Source organism: Enterococcus florum, from assembly GCF_004309355.1.
Taxonomy (GTDB): domain Bacteria; phylum Bacillota; class Bacilli; order Lactobacillales; family Enterococcaceae; genus Enterococcus_A; species Enterococcus_A florum.
Genome location: NZ_BJCC01000007.1, coordinates 76,201 through 95,191, shown reverse-complemented (window position 1 = coordinate 95,191; position 18,991 = coordinate 76,201). Strand labels below are relative to the sequence as shown.

Here is an 18,991-nt window from a genome sequence, read left to right as displayed (position 1 = left end):
AAAGCGGCAGAATCCGCTATAATTCCATAGGAAGGAGGATATCATGAAAAAAACGTACGCTGTTGTCGATATCGAGACAACCGGAACCGATGCCGCCACTGATCGAATCATCCAATTTGGCTGTGTTCTTGTGGAGGACGGAGAGATCGTCACACGTTTTGCGACAGATATCAATCCGGACAAAGGCATTTCTAAACAAATTCAAACGCTGACAGGTATCACGAATCAGCGTGTTCGGCAGGCTCCTTTTTTTGAAGATGTGGCTGAAACGATTTTTAATCTTTTGGAAGATACGATATTTATTGCCCACAACATTTTCTTTGATTATACCTTTTTAAGTAACGAATTGACCCGGTGCGGCATGCCGCCATTGACGATCCCGGGAATCGACACAGTGGAGCTGGCACAGATTTTTCTGCCGACTTCCTTGAGTTTCCGTTTGAGTGATTTGTCAACGGAATTAGGCTTGGCGCATCGTAATCCTCATCAAGCAGACAGCGATGCGGAAGTGACGGCGCAGTTGTTTTTAAGGATTGAACAGAAAATCCGCTCACTGCCTTTGGTGACGATGGAAAAAATCAGCAGATTGACAGAGCACATGGCTTTTCAAACAGGTGATTATTTGCAGGACTTATTTGACGAAATGGCCCATCAGCCGAAGGAGCTGTCAGAAGACCTCCAGATCGTTCAAGGAATCGCATTGAAAAAGAAGTCTGTTGCCCTTTTTGAAGAGACTTATTACGGCAATAAAGCCTACCCTCGAGCAAAAAAGGCCAAGGAGCGTCTGTATCAGGATCAGTTAGTCTTTCGGCGAGAGCAATCGCGTTTGATGAACCTCGTCTATGACTTTTTCACTAAAAAAACAGAGAAAAACACCATCGTTGAAGCGGCCACCGGACTAGGCAAGACTTTGGGATATTTACTACCGATGAGTTATCTGGCATCACCGGAAAAACCATTGGTCATCAGTACTGCTTCCTTGCTTTTACAGGAACAGATCATCACACATGATCTGCCTTTATTAAACCGATTGCTGGATCAGCCTTTGCAGGCAGTGATCATGAAAAGCAGTCGTCATTATATCGATCTTGTACGTTACCAGCAAACGCTGCAAAAAAGAACGGAGCACAAGCAGTACAGCTTTTATCAAATGGCTGTGCTGGTGTGGCTTACTCAAACAGAGACGGGGGATTTTGACGAATTGAATATGACCAGCCTGCAGCATGCTTTTTGGCGGGATGTGGCACATCAGGGCATCGAGACCATCAGTCCGGCAAGTCCTTTTTATACTGTGGATTTTTTGCGGCACCGTGAAAAGAAGGCCAAGCAATCGAATGTGTATGTGACCAATCATGCTTTTTTGGCGCATGAAGGGCAGCGGCGATCGTTTCAATTGCCAGAAAGTCCCTATTTGATCATTGACGAAGCACACCACTTGAATCGAATCCTTGAACAAGTGAGTACCCATCAAGTTAGTGCGCTGAATACAAAAAAACATCTCAATCGCCTGGCAGAGACCGAAGCTTTTGATAAATGGAAAAGGATCGCTGAGTCGGATCGTTCTGCTGCACATATGCTGGATCTATTGGAAGATATTTTGACTGAATTGGTGGAAGACTTGCTGGACCTGTTTGAAACCTGCAAACGTTTGGCTGCTAACGGCAAGGAGCCGATGATCTCCAAGGAACAGTTGGATCAATCGTCTTATGAAGGAGAAAAACTAATCCAGCGAGTGTCGCTGTTGTATGATGAAGCGCTGCAGGCCTCTCAGCAAGTACAGGCGTACTTTATGAGTGAAAAGGATCGGTTCAGCTTGAAGCAGCAGGGACAGTGGGGAGAATTTACCGATCTGTACCGCAAGCTGGAACGCCAAAAGGAAAGCTTTGAGCTGTTTTTCGAGCAATGGAAATCACGGTATATCCATTGGCTGAAGGAACAGGACCAATCCTTTCATGTTCAGGATTTGGCCGCTTCATTGTTGCCGGAAACGGCTTGGTATCAGCGATATCAACAGATTCTTTATTTAGGCGGCACGATGAAAATCGGCAGTGATCGACGCTATTTTGCCAGACGCTGGGGGATTCCTGAAACCGCGTTAAAGGTAATCCCGAGTCCGTATGATTATGAAAAACAAGCTCGACTGTATATCCCAACTGACGGGATTGCAATCCAGGAAACCTCGCCTGAAAAATATGCCAACTATCTAAGCAAGCTCATCTCTCAACTGGCAAAAAAAGAAAAACGCCCTATTCTCGTGCTGTTTACGTCTCATGATATTTTGAATCGGGTCTATCATCACATGAAGGTTCCGTTGCTGAATGAAGGTAGAGAGGTTCTGGCTCAGGGCATCGGCGGCAGTCGGGAAAAATTGCTCAAGCGCTTTTTGCTTTCTGAGGATGCGCTGCTTTTTGGGGCCGACAGCTTTTGGGAAGGAATCGATCTGCCAGGAGAGGTCTTGCAAATTCTAGTTGTCACACGATTGCCGTTTGAGAATCCGCAACGCTTGCAAGTAAAGGCCCGCAACGACTTTTTGGAGCAGCAGGGGATCAATCCCTTCTTTCAGGAATCCGTTCCTCATGCAGCGCTTCGACTGCGGCAGGCGTTAGGACGATTGATTCGTTCAGAGACCGATAAGGGTGTTATGCTGTTGCTGGATCGGCGTTTAATCACGGCTAGATACGGAGGCCAATTGCGCAAATCATTGCCAAAAGAGCTGCCGGTCGTAGAGGCGCCGTTCGACGAGGTACTGGAGGAACTCAGTGATTTCTTAAGTTCCGACAAAAATCCAAACAACCAGTGAGCCCAGCGCATTCTTTTGGTATAATGGGTTTTATCTGAAGGGAGACAAACGTTTTGGGTACACGAAGAAGAGCGCCAAAAAAAGTAAATAAACGTCTTGTTGCCATTATTGGAGCCATATTTGCGGTTTTAGTCGTTGTAACGATGCTGTTGATTCGTGCAAATCAGCCAAGACAGCAGGCAAAAAATGAAGCGATCCAAATTGCCAAACAGCAAACAAATCTGAAAACAGTGGAAAACTTTTATTGGTTCAATCGGGAGAAAACCTATTTCACTGTGGTCGGTCAAGACGCGGAGGGCAAAGAACTTGCAGTGATCATTCCAAAATCCGATCAGCAGATTCATGTCGTGAAGTTATCTGAAGGCCTGTCTGAAAAGTCGGCTCGAGACCGAGTCAGTCAAGAACAGCCTGATCTTTCGATCAAGCAAGCGGCGTTAGGTCTTTTCGAGGACCAGGCGGTGTGGGAAGTCACTGGAAAAGCAGCGAATGGATCAATCGAGTATTACTTACTGTCCTTCAAGGATGGACAGACAATCAATGTTATCAAAGGTAGTTAAAAATAATTGGTAGGAGTTGTTGAGGATGAAATTAGCGAAACGTATCAAAAAACTTGAACCATCAGTCACTCTAGCTGCAACGGCGAAAGTAAGAAAATTAAAGGCAGAGGGACACAACGTGATCGGCTTGACCGTTGGTGAGCCTGACTTTACTACGCCGGACAATATTGAAGAGGCAGCGATCGAAGCAATCAAAAGCGGGAAGGTCAGCTTCTATACTGCTGCCGGCGGAACCCCTGAATTAAAAGAGGCGATTATCCAAGTAACGAAACGAGATTATGGGCTGGATCTTGAACCGAATCAAGTGATCGTGACCAGCGGCGCCAAATTTGCGTTGTATACCTTGTTCCAGACCATTTTAGATCCCGGAGATGAAGTCATCATCCCAGTTCCGTATTGGGTCAGCTACGGCGAACAAGTAAAGCTGGCTGAAGGCGTACCAGTTTTAGTGGAGACCAAGCTGGAAAACGAGTATAAGATCACGGTAGAGCAGCTGGAAGAGGCATTGACGGACAGAACCCAAGCGATTTTGCTGAATTCTCCGTCGAACCCGACTGGAATGATCTATACAGAAGACGAATTGCGGGCAATCGGTGAATGGGCCGTGGAAAAGGATATCTTAATCATTTCCGATGATATCTATGCACGATTGGTTTATAATGGCAAGCATGCACCTTATATGGCCTCGCTGTCTGACGAGATCGCGAAACAAACCATTATCATCAACGGCGTTTCTAAGACCTTCGCAATGACTGGCTGGCGCATTGGCTATGCGATCGGGAATGCAGAGATCATCAAAGGGATGGCTTCGATCGTTTCTCAATCCACGAGCAATCCAACTGCCGTGAGTCAAGCGGCTGCTCTTGAGGCCTTATTAGGAGATCAGTCTACCGTTCGAGAAATGCGGATCGCCTTTGAGGAGCGCTTGAACACGATCTATCCTAAAATCGCAGCGTTGCCAGGCTTCAAATTGAAAAAACCGCAGGGCGCGTTCTACCTGTTCCCGAATATCAAGGGAGCAATGGAGCTTGGCGGCTACGACAACGTAACGACTTGGGTCAACGACCTGTTAGAGCAGGAACATGTTGCCTTAGTAACTGGTGAAGGCTTCGGCGCACCAGAAAACGTGCGTATGAGTTATTCCAGCAGCATGGAGGATCTGGAAGAAGCAGTGGTTCGCATCCGCCGTTTCATCGAAAATAGCCAAAAGTAAAAAAGACGGTTCGGGATAAAAGATAGGAGAGACATTTGTGAAACAGATTCAAATTATTGATGCCAAAAACCATGTTGGCGAGACCGTAAAAATTGGTGCTTGGGTAGCTAACAAGCGCTCTAGCGGGAAAATTTCTTTTCTGCAGCTTCGTGACGGCACAGCGTATTTCCAAGCTGTTGTGGTAAAAAACGAAGTAGGGGAAGAAATCTTTCAGCTTGCCAAAGAGTTGACCCAAGAAACCTCGATTTGGGTAACAGGAGAAATTCGTGAGGATACTCGATCCAAATTTGGTTATGAATTAGGTGTCACATCAATTGAAGTCGTTGGCGAAAGTCATGATTATCCGATCACACCGAAGGAACATGGTGTTGATTTCTTAATGGATCACCGTCATTTATGGCTGCGTTCGTCTCATCAACACGCAATCATGCTGATCCGTAACGAAATTATTCGCGCAACCTATGAATTCTTTAACAACAATGGGTTTGTCAAAATTGATCCGCCGATCCTGACCGGCTCAGCACCAGAAGGCACAACGGATCTATTTGAAACCAATTATTTTGACCAAAAAGCGTATTTGTCACAAAGTGGTCAGCTTTACATGGAAGCTGCCGCAATGGCTTTAGGCAAAGTTTTCTCATTCGGACCAACCTTCCGAGCAGAAAAATCTAAGACTCGTCGTCATTTGATCGAGTTCTGGATGATCGAGCCAGAAATGGCCTTTATGCATCAGGAAGAAAGCTTGGAAATCCAAGAGCAATACGTGGCTTACTTAGTGCAAAGTGTCTTAGACAACTGTGAATACTCACTAGATGTTTTAGGCCGCGACAAAGAAGTCTTGAAACGCTATACGCAATTGCCTTATCCACGCATTTCTTATGATGATGCGGTAGAATTATTGAAGAAAAACGGTTTTGATGATATTGAATGGGGCGATGATTTTGGTGCACCCCATGAAACCTTTATTGCCAACTCCTTTGACCGACCAGTCTTTATCTTGAACTATCCAAAAGCCATCAAACCTTTCTACATGAAGCCACATCCAACGAGAGAAGATTTGGTCATTTGTGCAGATATGATTGCACCAGAAGGCTATGGTGAAATTATCGGCGGCTCGGAACGGGCAACGGATTACGAATACTTGCTAGAACAAATTCGTGAAGCGGGTCTGGACGAAGAAGAATACTCATGGTATTTGGATTTGCGCAGATATGGCAGCGTGCCGCATTCCGGCTTTGGACTAGGCTTAGAACGGACGATCACTTTCCTTGCGGGAATCGAACATGTTCGTGAAGCAAGCCCATTCCCACGTCTGTTGAACCGAATTTATCCATAAGCAATAGATGTAAGCGATTGGGCATAGATAGTCTAGTCGCTTACTTTTTGATTAAAAATAAGCTGGAAATCCGAGGATTCGAAAGCGAACGGATCATTCTCCGCTGAGGCAAGAGCTATCAAATTAAGCAAAGCCTTTTATCAGCAATAGGTGGACCATCAAAAAAGAAAGTATGGAGCCATTCTTCTACCAGACTGGCCATTCAAAAAATCAAAAAATAGCCATCGATAAAAGTGCAAAATAGTCGAAATGATCAAGAGACGAGGGTTCTTTTGATCATTTTTTTATGACCGTTTTTTTAATATTCTGGAATTAAGTAAAACACGAACATTTATATCTGCAGCTTGGAAATCGAGTACGTCATGTTCTGTATCCATTTGAAAAAAATAGTCAAAATAATGCTAAAAATTAATGACTTTAGCGTTAATATTGCTTTGGACTGAATTATTGACAAAATTGTATTGTCGCTGAGAAAAAATTCGTATATACTACATCTATGTTAAAAACGAACGAGGAGTTTAAAATGAAGAAAAACGTTCCTTATTTCATTCTTTTGCCAGGGCTTGTCCTACTGATCTTCTTTTTGATGATGCCTTTGATCGCAAGCATTTTCCCTAGTTTTCTGCCAGAGAATGGCGGCTTTGGGAATTACCTTGCTTTTTTCCAGGATGAGTACAATCGTGGGATTTTCTGGCGCACCATCCGTGTGTCAAGTATTGTAACATTGGTTTCGCTGATCTTTGGCATTCCGACTGCCTATTTTATCGCTGGATTGAATAAAAAATGGCGCGGTATTCTAATGGCTATGACTTTATTTCCGCTACTGACCAATTCCGTGATTCGGAGTTTTGCCTGGATCAATATATTGGGAAAAAACGGAGTCTTGAATACGCTACTGCTGAAAACCGGATTAGTTGAGCAGCCGTTAAATTTGTTGTACACAGAGTTTGCTATTATTATCGGCTCGGTGTATTTATTTTTGCCGACGATGATCATGACCTTAGTTGGTGTGATGGAAAATATTGAAGGCGAAATGCTGGAGGCTGCTGAAACACTAGGAGCATCTCCCTTTACCGCTTTTCTGAAAATCGTTTTGCCTTTGTCGATCCCTGGTGCGATCGTCGGAAGTATTCTGGTCTTCACTGGGACGTTGACCGCTTATACGACACCGCAGTTATTAGGTGGGAATCAGAAAATGCTGATGTCGACTTTCTTGTATCAGCGAGCAGCTACCTTAGGAGATTGGAACGGTGTGGCTGTGATTGCTTTAATTATGATCGTTACGACCTTAGTAGTAATGAAGGTCTTGAATTTCATTGCGAAACAAGTGGATAGGAGAGAATTTCATAATGCGTAAACAAAAAGGGATGACGATTGTTGCGATTCTCGTATTTGCCTTCTTATTTTTACCCTTGGTACTAATTGCGATCACCTCTTTCGGGACGGCTTCAGCGATCCAGTTTCCGATTAAGGGCTTCACCTTGGATTGGTATGCCAATGCCTTGATGAATGAGTCGATCATGGAGAGCTTTCGTTTGAGTTTGCTGATCGGTGTTTTGGCAACTTTGCTGGCTTTGGTAGTCGGGGTACCGGCTTCTTATGCGCTGGCACGGTTTCCGATGAAGGGCCGTAGTTTAATCAAGAGCTTTTTCTTATCCCCAACTGTGATTCCGGGAATTGTCGTGGGTTATACACTATTTCAATTTATCGTGGTTTCACTGGGCTTACCAGTGTTTCAAGGCCTGTTGATGGGACATTTTTTGATTAGTTTGCCTTACATTATTCGAGTTGTCGGATCTAGTATGGAGCAGCTGGATTATTCGATGGAGGAGGTGGCTTGGACGCTAGGTTGTACGCGTCTGCGGGCCTTTGTCCAAATCGTTTTGCCAAATGTATCATCAGGAATTTTTGCTTCGTTCATGCTGGCCTTCGTTAATTCCTTTAACAATGTTCCAGTGTCAATGTTCTTATCTGGTCCAGGCGTTACGATGCTGCCGACTTCACTGTTAAGCTATATGGAGTACAACTATGATCCGACGGTCTCAGCGATTTCAGTGATGCTGATGCTGTTGACGATTGGCTTAATGTTTTTGATTGAACGGACTTTGGGATTGGCATCTATCGTTTAAATCCCCAGCAACCACTTACAAACTAAGAATAAACAAGGAGCGAACCTATCGTGTCATTTGTAGAATTAAGCGACATTCGCGTCAGCTATGACGGCAAGCAAGATATTCTAAAGGATTTAAATATTTCCATGGAAAAAGGTGAATTGGTTTCATTATTAGGACCAAGTGGTTGTGGGAAAACAACGACTTTGCGGGTCATTGCCGGCTTGATTCAGCCGAACGATGGAGATTTTATTTTAGATAGCGACAATTTAACCAAGGTACCGGTGCATAAACGGAACTTTGGCATGGTGTTCCAAAGCTATGCGCTATTCCCTCATTTAACTATTGCGGAAAATGTGGCCTTTGGTTTGAAACTGCGTAAAGAGAAAAAGGAAGTCATGGATCAAAAAGTTGCAGACATGTTAACAATCTGTGGGCTGGAAAATCTTGGCGACCGTTATCCTAAGCAACTTTCTGGTGGTCAACGGCAACGGGTCGCGCTGGCTCGCGCTTTGATTATCGAGCCAAAGCTTCTATTGTTAGACGAGCCGTTGAGTAACTTAGATGCCAAATTGCGGGTTGCGATGCGCATCGAGATCAAACGGATCCAGCGTCAATTAGGAATCACGACAGTTTTCGTTACTCATGACCAGGAAGAATGCTTCTCGATCTCAGATAAGGTGGCAATCATGAATGGGGGCGTGATCGAACAATACGATACGCCGGAAAATATTTATCGTTTACCTAAGACCCAGTTTGTGGCTCATTTTATTGGATTTGAAAACTTTTTTGACGTAACAAAGAATACGGATGGAAGCTATACAACGACCGATGGTACGCTTGTTTTCAGCAAATTGTCTCAAGGAACAATGGAAAAAGCAGTTGCAACCATTCGTCCAGAAGATATTGAAATTACAGCCGATGGCCCAATCAAAGGTACTGTCAGTGTGCGGACCTTCTTAGGCAAGAGCCATCAGTATGAAGTGGAGTCATCATTAGGCAAGCTGCTGGTCAACGGCGGCGACCAACAAGTGTTTCAAACAGGGGACAGCATTGCGCTGAGCTTCCCTGCTGAAAAATTAGTCATTTTAGAAAAATAAAAGGAGCTAAAAGGATGAAGAAGAAATTTTTAGTGGGTATGGTCGCATTGGCAAGCATTGCATTGGCAGCATGCGGCAACAGTGATGCAGGCAACGGCGGAAGTACAGGAAGTTCAGATGACAACAGCTCAAGTGCCGGCAGCAAATCATTGGTCGTTTCGACCTTTGGATTGAGCGAAGATATCGTGAAAAAAGACATAATGGACCCCTTTGCTAAAGAAAATGATGCTAAAGTGACCCTTGAAGTCGGCAACAGTGCAGACCGTTTTACCAAATTAAAGAACAATCCAAAAGCTGGCGTGGACGTGATTGAATTGGCGCAAAACAATTCAACCGAAGGCAACCAGGACGACTTGTTTATGGATATTACTGAAAAGGATGTCCCTAACTTGGCAAACCTGACTGATGGTGCAAAAGAAGTTTACGAAAGCGGTGCTGGTGTACCGATCGCAGTAAACAGTATCGGGATCGTCTACGACAAAGAAAAAGTTGGAAAAGACATAACCAGTTGGGATGACTTGTGGAGTGACGAGTTGAAAGGCAAGATTTCTGTTCCAGATATCACTGTAACTGCGGGTCCACTGATGATGTACGTGGCTAGCGATCATGCAGGCAAAGACATTGCTTCTGACAAAGGCGAAGCTGCCTTCAAAGCAATGGAAGAATTAAAACCAAACGTAGTAAAAACTTACTCTAAATCTTCTGATTTAGCTAACATGTTCCAATCTGGGGAGATCGAAGTAGCAGTCGTGGCAGATTTTGCTGTCGATATCATCAAGGGCGCTGCTGAAAACGTAGAATATGTGGTTCCTGAATCAGGTACTTACGCGAACTACAACACGATCAACATTCCAAAAGAAACTGAAAACAAAGACTTGGCACTGGCTTTCGTAAACCACCGCATCAGCGAAGAATCCCAAAAGGCCAAAGCGTTGTCGCTGAACGAAGGACCGACCAACAAAGACGTTGAATTGACCGACGAAGAAGCAGAAAACAAAACATATGGTGCGATCGCTGAGCGAGCAGAAGCCGTTGATTTCAAGATGATCAACGAAAATCTGTCTTCTTGGATTGACCAATGGAACCGTACGATGAATAACTAAATAATCGAAAAACGAGCTCACATCTGCGATGATGTGGGCTCGTTTTTGTGAAGAAATGGGTGTCTTTGCTTCAAAAAGAGTTTACAAAAAATAGTACTATATAGTACTATTTAAGGAAGTAGAGGTGAGAAGTGTGCAAACTCAGGGCGGATTTTTAATGGCTCAAATTACACAGATCAGCGGCAGGATCTTTGAACGCCTGCTGGCAAATGCTGGTGTAGAAGAATTTAATGGTGCGCAGGGCCGGATTTTGTATGTGTTGTGGCAGAAGGATGATATCTCGATCGTTGAGTTGTCGCAAATGACCAGTTTAGCGAAAACGACTTTGACCAGTATGCTTGGGCGGATGGAACAAGCTAACCTAATCCAGCGCGTCTCTGACCCGGACGACAAGCGGAAAATTCGGGTCTCTCTGACAGATACCGCACGCAAATTAAATGACGATTACAATAAAATTTCTCAGGAAATGAATGACGTGTACTATGCAGGCTTTTCGGAAGAAGAAGTAACAGCCTTTGAAAAGGAGCTGCAAAGAATATTGGCTAATCTTAGCGCAAAGGAGAAGAATCTATGAAAAAATCAATCCCGCTTTCCAATCATTTTTGCCCGCAAACCTTGTTTGTCTATGGAACGAACAAAGCGGATGGCACAGCGAATTTTGGGTTGTTCTGCTGGCTCAGTTATTATTTTGACAAGGAGATGGGAGTAATGGCCTGTATTGGGGGCGATAAGCTGACGAAGGATCGAATTCGAGCAACTGGCATCTTTTCCGCAAACCTTGTTACTGAAGAATTGTTACCTATTGCAGATTATTTTGGGAATACAAATGGGTATGAAGCAGAAAAGATGGATATTTCGGTCGAGGTCGAAAGAGGCAGTGTTTTGGATGTACCGATCTTAACGAAAAGTCCGTGGGTCTATGAGTTGGAGGTCGACCGTTCGATCCTGCTAGATGACGGAGAAGTCTTTTTGTGCAAGATTCGCAACGTTCTTGCAGAGGAATATATTTGTGATGAAGGCTTGAGTGTCGAGCAGCGTATGCAAAAGCTGCTGCCGATTCTGTCAGTCAGACAATCGTACTTTAACTGGGACGGAACTTCTCCGGGAGATTGGGGAGAACCGATGAAAGAGCTGGTGGGTGAAGCGCATGAGTGATCTTCTTACATTTAAAGACAGAGCTGCGTTTCAGGCATGGCTAGTGGAGAATGCCACCAGCAGTAAAGGTGTTTGGCTGCTTTTTGGGAAAAAGGGTGGACCGACGACTCTTTCGGCGAACGATGCGTTGGAAGAAGCACTCTGTTATGGCTGGATAGATGGCCAAATGAAAAGCTTGGACAGCCATTCCTACAAGAAATATTTCGCCTGCCGACGGGCCAACAGCAAGTGGTCCGAAAAAAACAAAAAGCTGGTGAAAAAACTGGAGGAGCAAGGCCGGATGACAAGCCTTGGTCGAGCAAAAATTAAGGAAGCCAAGGAAAATGGTCAGTGGGACAAGCCCAAAGCTCTGCAAATCACTGATGAGGATATTGCAGTTGTTGCGGCTTTGCTGAAGAAATATGAGCCAGCCTTCACTAATTTTGAAGCCATGTCACCTTCTGTGAGGAAAACCTATACCCGAGCTTACTTAGATGCCAAGACCGATGCGGGTCGCGAAAAACGGTTGGCCTGGATGGTGGATCGTTTAAATCAAAATTTGAAGCCGATGTAATGAGATGAGTCACCGCGAGTTGGAAGGGAGTGCACTATTTCCAACTCTTTTTTTTGTGTAAAATGTGAAATTCCTTTTGGCAGGGGAGATTTGGTTTGCTAAAATGAGGGATAGAAAACGAAGGATTAGGGGAAAAAGCATGCGAGTAGACAAGATCATTAAAAATGCGCAGGTGTTCCAAACACCAACGCGAACATTTAAAAAGCAACATGTGGCAATTAAAGGCGAAAAATTTTATTATATCAGCTCTTCTGATGTAGATCAGCTTTCCAGCGAAGTGATTATTGACGCGGAAGATCAGTACATGATCCCTGGACTGCTGGATATTCATATGCATATTGAAAGCTCTATGACGACGCCAACAATTTTCTCTGAATCAGTCATGCGTTACGGGGTAACGACGGTTGTTGCTGATGCTCATGAGATGGCGAATGCGTTTGGTTTAGAGGGCTTGAAGCATTTTATGGCGGCCAAAACAAAACTGGATATTTTTCATGCAATTCCGTCATCGGTGCCTTCCACCACGCCTGAGTTGGAAACCACTGGTGGCATTATTGGTTTGTCAGAAGTGAGGGAACTGCTGCAGAACCCACAAGTCATTTGTTTGGGGGAAGCCATGAATTTTAAGGGTATTGCCTATGAACCGGATTCTTTGATTGCTGAAATTATTGCTTTGTGCAAAAAGGAACGCCCAACCATGCCGTTGGAAGGACACATTCCGAAAATTTACGATCAGGAACTGGCTGATTTTCTATACAGCGGGATTACGTCTGACCATACCCATCAATTTCCTGAACATTTATTGGAAAAAATTCAGGCAGGATTGTTTATTCAGTTCCAAAATAAATCAATTACGCCGGAAAATATGGCGGTGATCACGGAGCACCAATTGTACGACTTTGCTTGTATTATTACCGATGATGTTATGGTCGATGATTTGTTAAATGGTCATTTGAATGAAAATTTGAAAAAGGCAGTTGCGGCAGGCTTACCGATGGAGCAGGCGATTTACATGACTACTTATACCCCAGCTCGTCGGATGAGCTTGAATGATCGCGGTATGATTGCGCCCGGCAGAATGGCCGATTTCATTTTGCTGGATAATCTAGCGGATTTTGCAATTGCCGCTGTCTACAAGTCTGGCGAGCAGGTCTATCAAAAGGGCGACGCTTTTTATCATCCTGAAGTGGTGGAAGCTTTCCCAGCTGAGTATCAAAAGAGTGTTCGCTGCCGTGAGTTAACGCAGGAAGACCTGCAGCTGAAAGTACAAACAGACAAAGAAACTGTTCGCTGCAATGTGATTCAAAAACAGATTATTGGGACCTTTACCCAACCGATCGTCAAAGAAATACCGGTAGTAAATGGGGTTCTTGATTTAGAGACGGCTGACTGTAGTTTGCTGTTGGTAATGGAACGCTATGGCATCAATGGAAATATCGCATACGCCTTAATGAGTCAGCCGATTACAGCTAAGGGCGCTATCGCAACGACTTGGGCTCATGATCATCACAACCTGATGGTCATGGGAAATGACGAAGCTTCTATTTTGGCCGCACAGCATAAGCTGTTAGAAATTCAGGGTGGCTATGTGGTAGTAGAAGATGGGAAAGTCACAGCCACTTGTCCACTGCCGATTGGCGGGATTTTGTCTCAAGCACCGGTTAGTGAGTTAGGACATGATTTGCAGAAGGTTCGAGCAGCGATGCAGGCCTTAGGATATGAAAATATGAACGAAATCATGTCCTTCTCCACTTTATCGTTGCCGGTTTCACCAGCTATCAAGGTGACCGATAAAGGCATGATGGATACGAAAAACCAAACCTTCTATCCAGTGGTTTTCCCAGAGGACGGAGTGTTACTCAATGAAGCAGCTGATTAAAAATGTCCATATTCTCACGATGGATGAAAAATGGACAGAATACCAGAATGGGTATCTTTTAATAGAGGATAATCAGATTAGCCAGTTGGGGGAGATGACTGATTCGCTCCCTCAGGCGGATCGAGTGATTGACGGCAAAAAGGGCATTTTATTACCGGGGATGATCAATACCCATACTCATACGGGGATGATTCCCTTTCGTTCCTTGGGAGATGATGTGCCAGATCGTCTACGGCGCTTTCTTTTTCCCTTGGAACAGGTGATGACACCTGAATTAGTACGGACTTCAGCGGAATATGCCATGGCAGAAATGCTTTTGAGTGGTGTGACGGCTTTTTGCGACATGTACTATTTTGAAGATCAGGTAGCTCAGGCTGCTGAACGGATGCAGGTTCGGGCTTTATTAGGGGAGACCATCATGGACATGGCTACCTGTGATGCGAAAAATGCGGGTGAGGCGCTCGCCTATTGTGAGCAGTTTATCCAGAAATGGCAAGGCCACGAAATGATTACGCCGATGATTGCACCTCATGCACCGAATACCAATGACCTAAAAACCTTAGAAGCGATCGTGAAGTTAAGCCGTAAATATCACGCACCAATCACGATGCATGTTGAGGAAATGACTTATGAGATGGAGGAGTTTGCCAAGAAGCATCAGCAAACGCCAATCGCTTTCCTTCATGGATTAGGTTACTTTGAGCAAGACTTTGTGATGGCTCATTGTATTTTTATGACCGAGGAGGATATGGCTTTAGTTGAACAGTACAAAGAGCAGGTGCGAGTGGCTCATTGTATCGGAGCTAATACTAAATCAGCCAAAGGGGTAGCACCTGTCGGGGATATGCTGAAGCATCAGATAACAGTTGGTTTAGGTACAGACGGGCCAAGCAGCGGCAATACCTTAGACTTATTTACCCAGATGCGGATGTTTGCTAATTTCCATAAGACATATTTAGCAGATCGCAGCGCTTTTCCGGCGAGAGAAATTGTCTGTCTGGCTACAGCGGGCGGCGCTAAGACGCTGGGCTTGTTTGATCAAGTAGGTTCTTTAGAAGTTGGAAAACAAGCCGATCTTACCTTAGTAGAAACCCAGTCAGTGAATATGTTCCCGATCTTTGACGCCTATTCAGCTTTGGTTTATTCAGCCAGTGCCAGCAACGTGTCGGATGTATGGGTGAACGGCCAGCAGCTAGTTAAAGAAAAGCAATTAGTTAAAAAGGATGTCCAAGCATTACGAACAACGCTTTACCAGCAAATGGACCGGTTTGTAGCGGAAGCAAAACGAAAAGCATCGGAGGTTTAAATTTGCTAAATAAGAGTGGGTTCTTGTAAACTAAAGAAAACACTTACCAGGAGGTTTCTATGGCAGAGCATCGCATTTTCACCATGAGCGTAGCCAGTGTCTATCCCCATTATGTGACTAAGGCTGAGAAGAAAGGCCGTACCAAGGCAGAGGTCGACGAAATTTTTCGCTGGTTAACTGGTTATAGCCAGAAAGAATTGGAGGGGCAGCTGGAATCCAAGGCTGATTTCAGAACCTTCTTTGCTGAGGCCCCTGCGATGAATCCGTCGCGAGAATTAATTAAAGGCGTTGTTTGCGGTATACGTGTGGAAGAAGTCGAAGATCCCTTAATGCGGGAAATCCGCTATTTAGACAAGCTGATTGATGAGCTGGCGAAAGGGAAAAAGATGGAAAAGATTTTGCGGAACGATGTGTGAAAAAGCGATCCTGCAGTGAGGATCGCTTTTTTGTTAGGAAGCCTCAGCTTATTTTAACCAGCAACCAGATCATTCCAAATATCACAATCAATTCAAAACTAAATTCTAGAAAACGATACTTTCTTTTTAAAAAGGTAGCGCCCAGTCTGTTTTCTTGAGGCAGCAGATCTCGCAAAAAAACGCTGCTCACTAACAGAAAGAAGGTAACAACATAAAAGCCCAAGCCTGAGCTGGTTCTTGAAAACATAAAGTATCCGTAGGAAATCAGCAAAAAATCGGCAATTATTTTAATACGTCGGATCTCTTTTGACGGCATCATAAATTCTTACTCCTTGCTCCGTTGATACCTCTAAGTATAGCATTTCCATAAAATGAAGCTAGCTTTTTTGTCAATCAGAAGTAGGAAGGGCTGGTTCGTGAAATAAAAATTCCCATCATTTCCCTTCGGATTCATCTGATATAATGAAAGGAAAAAGGCAAAGGATGAATTTATGGATAATAGCATTGAAAACAGGAGGCTTGACGCAGCGACCTTGAAGCTGTTGGCGATCATCGGCATGACACTGGACCATATTGCGATCGTATTTGCGCCGCAGTTGTCTTTAGGGATTCGTATCCTCTTTTATTCTTGTGGAGGAATCACGTTTCCGATCATGGCTTACTTGTTGGTTGAAGGGTATAAGCATACATCGAATGTGAAACGGTATGGGCAGCGGCTGCTCCTATTTGCACTTCTTGCATTTGTTCCCTTTGCTTGGGCGATGCATTCATTTGTTCTGAATGTATTATTTACATTATTTTTAGGGCTGGTAGTCCTATACTTGTATGACCGTATGAAAAATCGTCTTGGCTTTTGGAGCATTTTTATTGGCTTAACACTGCTTTCCGTAGTCATGGATTGGGGCCTAATCGGTCTTCCAATGGTTCTGCTGTATTATATAGTCCCTGGAAAATGGGCTCGTTATATTCTTCCCTTGGTGCCCTCGATTCTTTTGATGACTCTATTCGTTTTTCTGCCGATCATTGTTTCTGGCGGATCGCTGGAAACTGGTCTTCCGCAGCTTGGGTTTGCCTATATGGGTGGTACACTGAGTGTTCTGCTGTTGAAAAACTACAACGGGCAGCGTGGCCGCCCAATGAAGTATTTGTTTTATGCTTATTATCCAGGCCATTTGCTTTTGTTGGCCCTCCTTCGGGAATGGATTCAAAGATAGGATGAAAGCTGTCAGGTGGTGACGGCTTTTTTTGTTACTTTCAAGAAAGATATCGAAACAGCAAAACGCAACAGATTATTTTTTGTTATTGACATATGAATACATAATCATATATAATAAACATGAAGAGATATTCATATGAGAGAAGGGACAAATCATGGAAAAGACGTATCGCTTAGACGGTTTGGATTGTGCCCATTGCGCAGCCAAGATCGAACATGCAGTACAGGGGATTAGTGGGGTAAAACGAGCTACTGTCGATTTTATGACGACCAAAATGATTATTGAAGCACCGGAAAAGGACATGCCGCGTATTTGCGACGAGGCTGAAAGGACGGTCCATCAATTTGAGCCAGAGGTCGAGATGAAAGATCTGACGGCACCTAAGGAAGAGGAAAGTCAGACAGGAAAAATTATTCAGATTGCAGTGGCGTTGGTTGCCACCGCAGCGTTGGTTTTACTCGATCCGACAATGCCTTGGAAATTTGCGGCTTACTTAGCTGTTTATTTATGGATTGGCTGGGATGTGTTAAAAACAGCAGCTACCAATATTCTGAAGGGTCAAGTTTTTGACGAAAATTTCTTGATGTCTGTAGCGACGATTGGTGCCCTGGCAATCGGGGAGTATCCTGAAGCCGTAGGGGTAATGCTCTTTTATCAAGTGGGTGAATTTTTCCAAGATTATGCTGTGAACCGTTCCCGAAAATCAATTAGTGCTTTACTGGAAATTCGTCCAGATTATGCCAATCGTTTAGTTGATGGGCAAGTAGAAAAAGTAGCGCCGGAAAGTGTCAAAATCGGTGAGACGATAGTCGTAAATCCAGGTGAGCGAGTGCCTTTAGACGGCGAAATCATTGATGGGCAATCCTTTGTGGACACGTCAGCTTTAACAGGAGAGTCTGTGCCTAGAAAAGTCGTGGTTGGAGAAGAAATTTTGAGTGGTTTTGTGAATCAAAGTGGCCGTCTAACCGTTAAGACAACCACAACTTTTGGGGAATCGACTGTCAATAAGATTCTGGACTTAGTAGAAAATGCCAGCAGCAAGAAAGCACCCGCGGAAAACTTCATTACCAGCTTTGCTCGTTACTATACCCCCATTGTCGTTGGTTTAGCTGTTCTTTTGGCAGTTGTACCACCGATGATTTTAAATGAACCATTCCAAATGTGGGTCTATCGCGCACTGACCTTCTTGGTCATTTCTTGTCCCTGTGCTTTAGTCATTTCCGTTCCGTTAAGTTTCTTCGGTGGAATTGGCGGTGCCAGCAAAGCCGGAATTCTAATCAAGGGCAGCAACTATATTGAACGTTTGGCGACGATTGAAACCTTGGTCTTTGATAAAACAGGAACATTGACTAAGGGAGTCTTTGCCATTCAAAAAATGGACACTACAATGGATCAGGAAAAATTCCTGCAAGGTGTGGCCAGTGTTGAACAAAACTCCAGCCATCCGATTGCGCAATCTATTTTGAAGGCTAATCATGCACCGCTGTTGCCAGTTACTTCTTTAGAAGAACGGGCTGGTTACGGGGTCGATGCAGTAGTTGAAGGGCAACACTACTTAGTCGGAAATGCCAAACTGCTGGAACAGGCCGGTGTGGTCTTTGAGCCAGTGCAGGAAATTGGCACGGTGATCTATGTTGCTATTGATCAGCAGTATGCGGGGTATTTACTGATTGCGGATGAATTAAAGGCCGATGTGGCTACAACCATGTCTGAATTGAAGCAAACCGGCATCAAACAAACAGTGATGCTGACAGGGGATAATCGGACAATCGCTGAAGCCATCGGCAATAAGATTGGTATGGATAAAGTCTATAGCGAACTATTGCCTGCGGATAAAGTGACCCAATTGGAAAAGCTTTTGGATCAAAAGGTGGCCTTTGTAGGCGACGGAATGAATGATGCACCGGTTCTTGCCAGAGCGGATTTAGGGATTGCTATGGGCGGCTTAGGCAGCGATGCCGCGATCGAAGCGGCGGATGTGGTGATTATGGATGATCAGCCGGCTAGGATTCCTGCAGCAATCAAAATCGCTAGAAAAACGATGCGCATTGTAAAGCAAAACATTGTCTTTGCTATTGGAATTAAGATTTTCGTTCTCATTTTAGGCGCTTTAGGCATAGCTTCCATGGGGGCTGCGGTCTTTGCCGATGTCGGTGTAACCGTATTGGCAGTGTTAAATGCGATGCGTTGTTTGAACAGTGGAAAATAGAATGATCAGTCAACGGCGGAGGAATCGATAGGTTAC

Annotated in this window: 16 protein-coding genes; all 16 read left to right on the top strand. The window is 44.4% G+C overall.

Features of this window, described 5'->3' with window-relative positions; all coding sequences use genetic code 11:
* The first annotated feature begins 40 nt into the window (after positions 1 to 40).
* The 16 genes from dinG to NRIC_RS03855 all read left to right on the top strand — a co-directional run bounded on the left by dinG (position 41) and on the right by NRIC_RS03855 (position 18,955).
* Positions 41 to 2,800, top strand: a complete 2,760-nt coding sequence (gene dinG / locus NRIC_RS03930) for a helicase C-terminal domain-containing protein (protein ID WP_175579991.1) — start codon at positions 41 to 43, stop codon at positions 2,798 to 2,800.
* Positions 2,801 to 2,853: 53 nt separating this feature from the next.
* Positions 2,854 to 3,357 carry a cell wall elongation regulator TseB-like domain-containing protein gene (locus tag NRIC_RS03925; protein ID WP_146621401.1) on the top strand — a complete coding sequence of 168 codons (504 nt, stop codon included), beginning with the start codon at positions 2,854 to 2,856 and terminating at the stop codon, positions 3,355 to 3,357.
* 25 nt (positions 3,358 to 3,382) lie between these two features.
* Positions 3,383 to 4,570 (top strand): pyridoxal phosphate-dependent aminotransferase, encoded by a 1,188-nt coding sequence (locus NRIC_RS03920; RefSeq protein WP_146621400.1) that lies wholly within the window; start codon positions 3,383 to 3,385, stop codon positions 4,568 to 4,570.
* Between the two features lie 37 nt (positions 4,571 to 4,607).
* The gene (gene asnS / locus NRIC_RS03915; RefSeq protein WP_146621399.1) at positions 4,608 to 5,906 is read left to right on the top strand and encodes an asparagine--tRNA ligase; all 1,299 of its coding nucleotides are present in this window, start codon (positions 4,608 to 4,610) and stop codon (positions 5,904 to 5,906) included.
* Between the two features lie 523 nt (positions 5,907 to 6,429).
* Positions 6,430 to 7,263: an ABC transporter permease gene (locus NRIC_RS03910; RefSeq protein WP_146621398.1), complete on the top strand. Its 834-nt coding sequence runs from the start codon at positions 6,430 to 6,432 to the stop codon at positions 7,261 to 7,263.
* A complete protein-coding gene (locus NRIC_RS03905; RefSeq protein ID WP_146621397.1) occupies positions 7,256 to 8,035 on the top strand; it encodes an ABC transporter permease in 780 nt (259 codons plus the stop codon). Before NRIC_RS03910 ends, NRIC_RS03905 begins: the two co-directional genes overlap by 8 nt.
* Before the next feature lie 50 nt (positions 8,036 to 8,085).
* Positions 8,086 to 9,117 carry an ABC transporter ATP-binding protein gene (locus NRIC_RS03900; protein WP_146621396.1) on the top strand — a complete coding sequence of 344 codons (1,032 nt, stop codon included), beginning with the start codon at positions 8,086 to 8,088 and terminating at the stop codon, positions 9,115 to 9,117.
* A 14-nt stretch (positions 9,118 to 9,131) separates the two neighbouring features.
* Positions 9,132 to 10,220, top strand: a complete 1,089-nt coding sequence (locus NRIC_RS03895) for an ABC transporter substrate-binding protein (RefSeq protein WP_146621395.1) — start codon at positions 9,132 to 9,134, stop codon at positions 10,218 to 10,220.
* Positions 10,221 to 10,344: 124 nt separating this feature from the next.
* Entirely contained in the window at positions 10,345 to 10,794 is a 450-nt protein-coding gene (locus NRIC_RS03890) for a MarR family transcriptional regulator (RefSeq protein WP_227873731.1), read from the top strand.
* On the top strand, positions 10,791 to 11,375 hold the full coding sequence (locus tag NRIC_RS03885) for a flavin reductase family protein (RefSeq protein WP_146621394.1): 585 nt from the start codon (positions 10,791 to 10,793) through the stop codon (positions 11,373 to 11,375). The genes NRIC_RS03890 and NRIC_RS03885 overlap by 4 nt, the downstream gene beginning before the upstream one ends.
* A complete protein-coding gene (locus tag NRIC_RS03880; protein ID WP_146621393.1) occupies positions 11,368 to 11,928 on the top strand; it encodes a YdeI/OmpD-associated family protein in 561 nt (186 codons plus the stop codon). The genes NRIC_RS03885 and NRIC_RS03880 overlap by 8 nt, the downstream gene beginning before the upstream one ends.
* Positions 11,929 to 12,067: 139 nt before the next feature.
* Positions 12,068 to 13,807: an adenine deaminase C-terminal domain-containing protein gene (locus NRIC_RS03875; RefSeq protein ID WP_146621392.1), complete on the top strand. Its 1,740-nt coding sequence runs from the start codon at positions 12,068 to 12,070 to the stop codon at positions 13,805 to 13,807.
* Positions 13,791 to 15,113 carry an amidohydrolase gene (locus tag NRIC_RS03870; protein WP_146621391.1) on the top strand — a complete coding sequence of 441 codons (1,323 nt, stop codon included), beginning with the start codon at positions 13,791 to 13,793 and terminating at the stop codon, positions 15,111 to 15,113. Before NRIC_RS03875 ends, NRIC_RS03870 begins: the two co-directional genes overlap by 17 nt.
* 59 nt (positions 15,114 to 15,172) lie before the next feature.
* Positions 15,173 to 15,529: a DUF2200 domain-containing protein gene (locus tag NRIC_RS03865; protein WP_146621390.1), complete on the top strand. Its 357-nt coding sequence runs from the start codon at positions 15,173 to 15,175 to the stop codon at positions 15,527 to 15,529.
* Between the two features lie 491 nt (positions 15,530 to 16,020).
* Positions 16,021 to 16,743, top strand: a complete 723-nt coding sequence (locus tag NRIC_RS03860; RefSeq protein ID WP_146621389.1) for a TraX family protein — start codon at positions 16,021 to 16,023, stop codon at positions 16,741 to 16,743.
* Positions 16,744 to 16,900: 157 nt separating this feature from the next.
* The gene (locus NRIC_RS03855) at positions 16,901 to 18,955 is read left to right on the top strand and encodes a heavy metal translocating P-type ATPase (protein ID WP_146621388.1); all 2,055 of its coding nucleotides are present in this window, start codon (positions 16,901 to 16,903) and stop codon (positions 18,953 to 18,955) included.
* Positions 18,956 to 18,991: the final 36 nt, after the last annotated feature.

Coding starts and splice junctions, on each gene's coding strand:
- NRIC_RS03920 (WP_146621400.1), top strand. CDS start 3,383: ATGAAATTAGCGAAACGTATCAAAAAACTTGAACCATCAGTCACTCTA.
- NRIC_RS03910 (WP_146621398.1), top strand. CDS start 6,430: ATGAAGAAAAACGTTCCTTATTTCATTCTTTTGCCAGGGCTTGTCCTA.
- NRIC_RS03905 (WP_146621397.1), top strand. CDS start 7,256: ATGCGTAAACAAAAAGGGATGACGATTGTTGCGATTCTCGTATTTGCC.
- NRIC_RS03895 (WP_146621395.1), top strand. CDS start 9,132: ATGAAGAAGAAATTTTTAGTGGGTATGGTCGCATTGGCAAGCATTGCA.
- NRIC_RS03885 (WP_146621394.1), top strand. CDS start 10,791: ATGAAAAAATCAATCCCGCTTTCCAATCATTTTTGCCCGCAAACCTTG.
- NRIC_RS03880 (WP_146621393.1), top strand. CDS start 11,368: ATGAGTGATCTTCTTACATTTAAAGACAGAGCTGCGTTTCAGGCATGG.
- NRIC_RS03875 (WP_146621392.1), top strand. CDS start 12,068: ATGCGAGTAGACAAGATCATTAAAAATGCGCAGGTGTTCCAAACACCA.
- NRIC_RS03870 (WP_146621391.1), top strand. CDS start 13,791: ATGAAGCAGCTGATTAAAAATGTCCATATTCTCACGATGGATGAAAAA.
- NRIC_RS03865 (WP_146621390.1), top strand. CDS start 15,173: ATGGCAGAGCATCGCATTTTCACCATGAGCGTAGCCAGTGTCTATCCC.
- NRIC_RS03860 (WP_146621389.1), top strand. CDS start 16,021: ATGGATAATAGCATTGAAAACAGGAGGCTTGACGCAGCGACCTTGAAG.
- NRIC_RS03855 (WP_146621388.1), top strand. CDS start 16,901: ATGGAAAAGACGTATCGCTTAGACGGTTTGGATTGTGCCCATTGCGCA.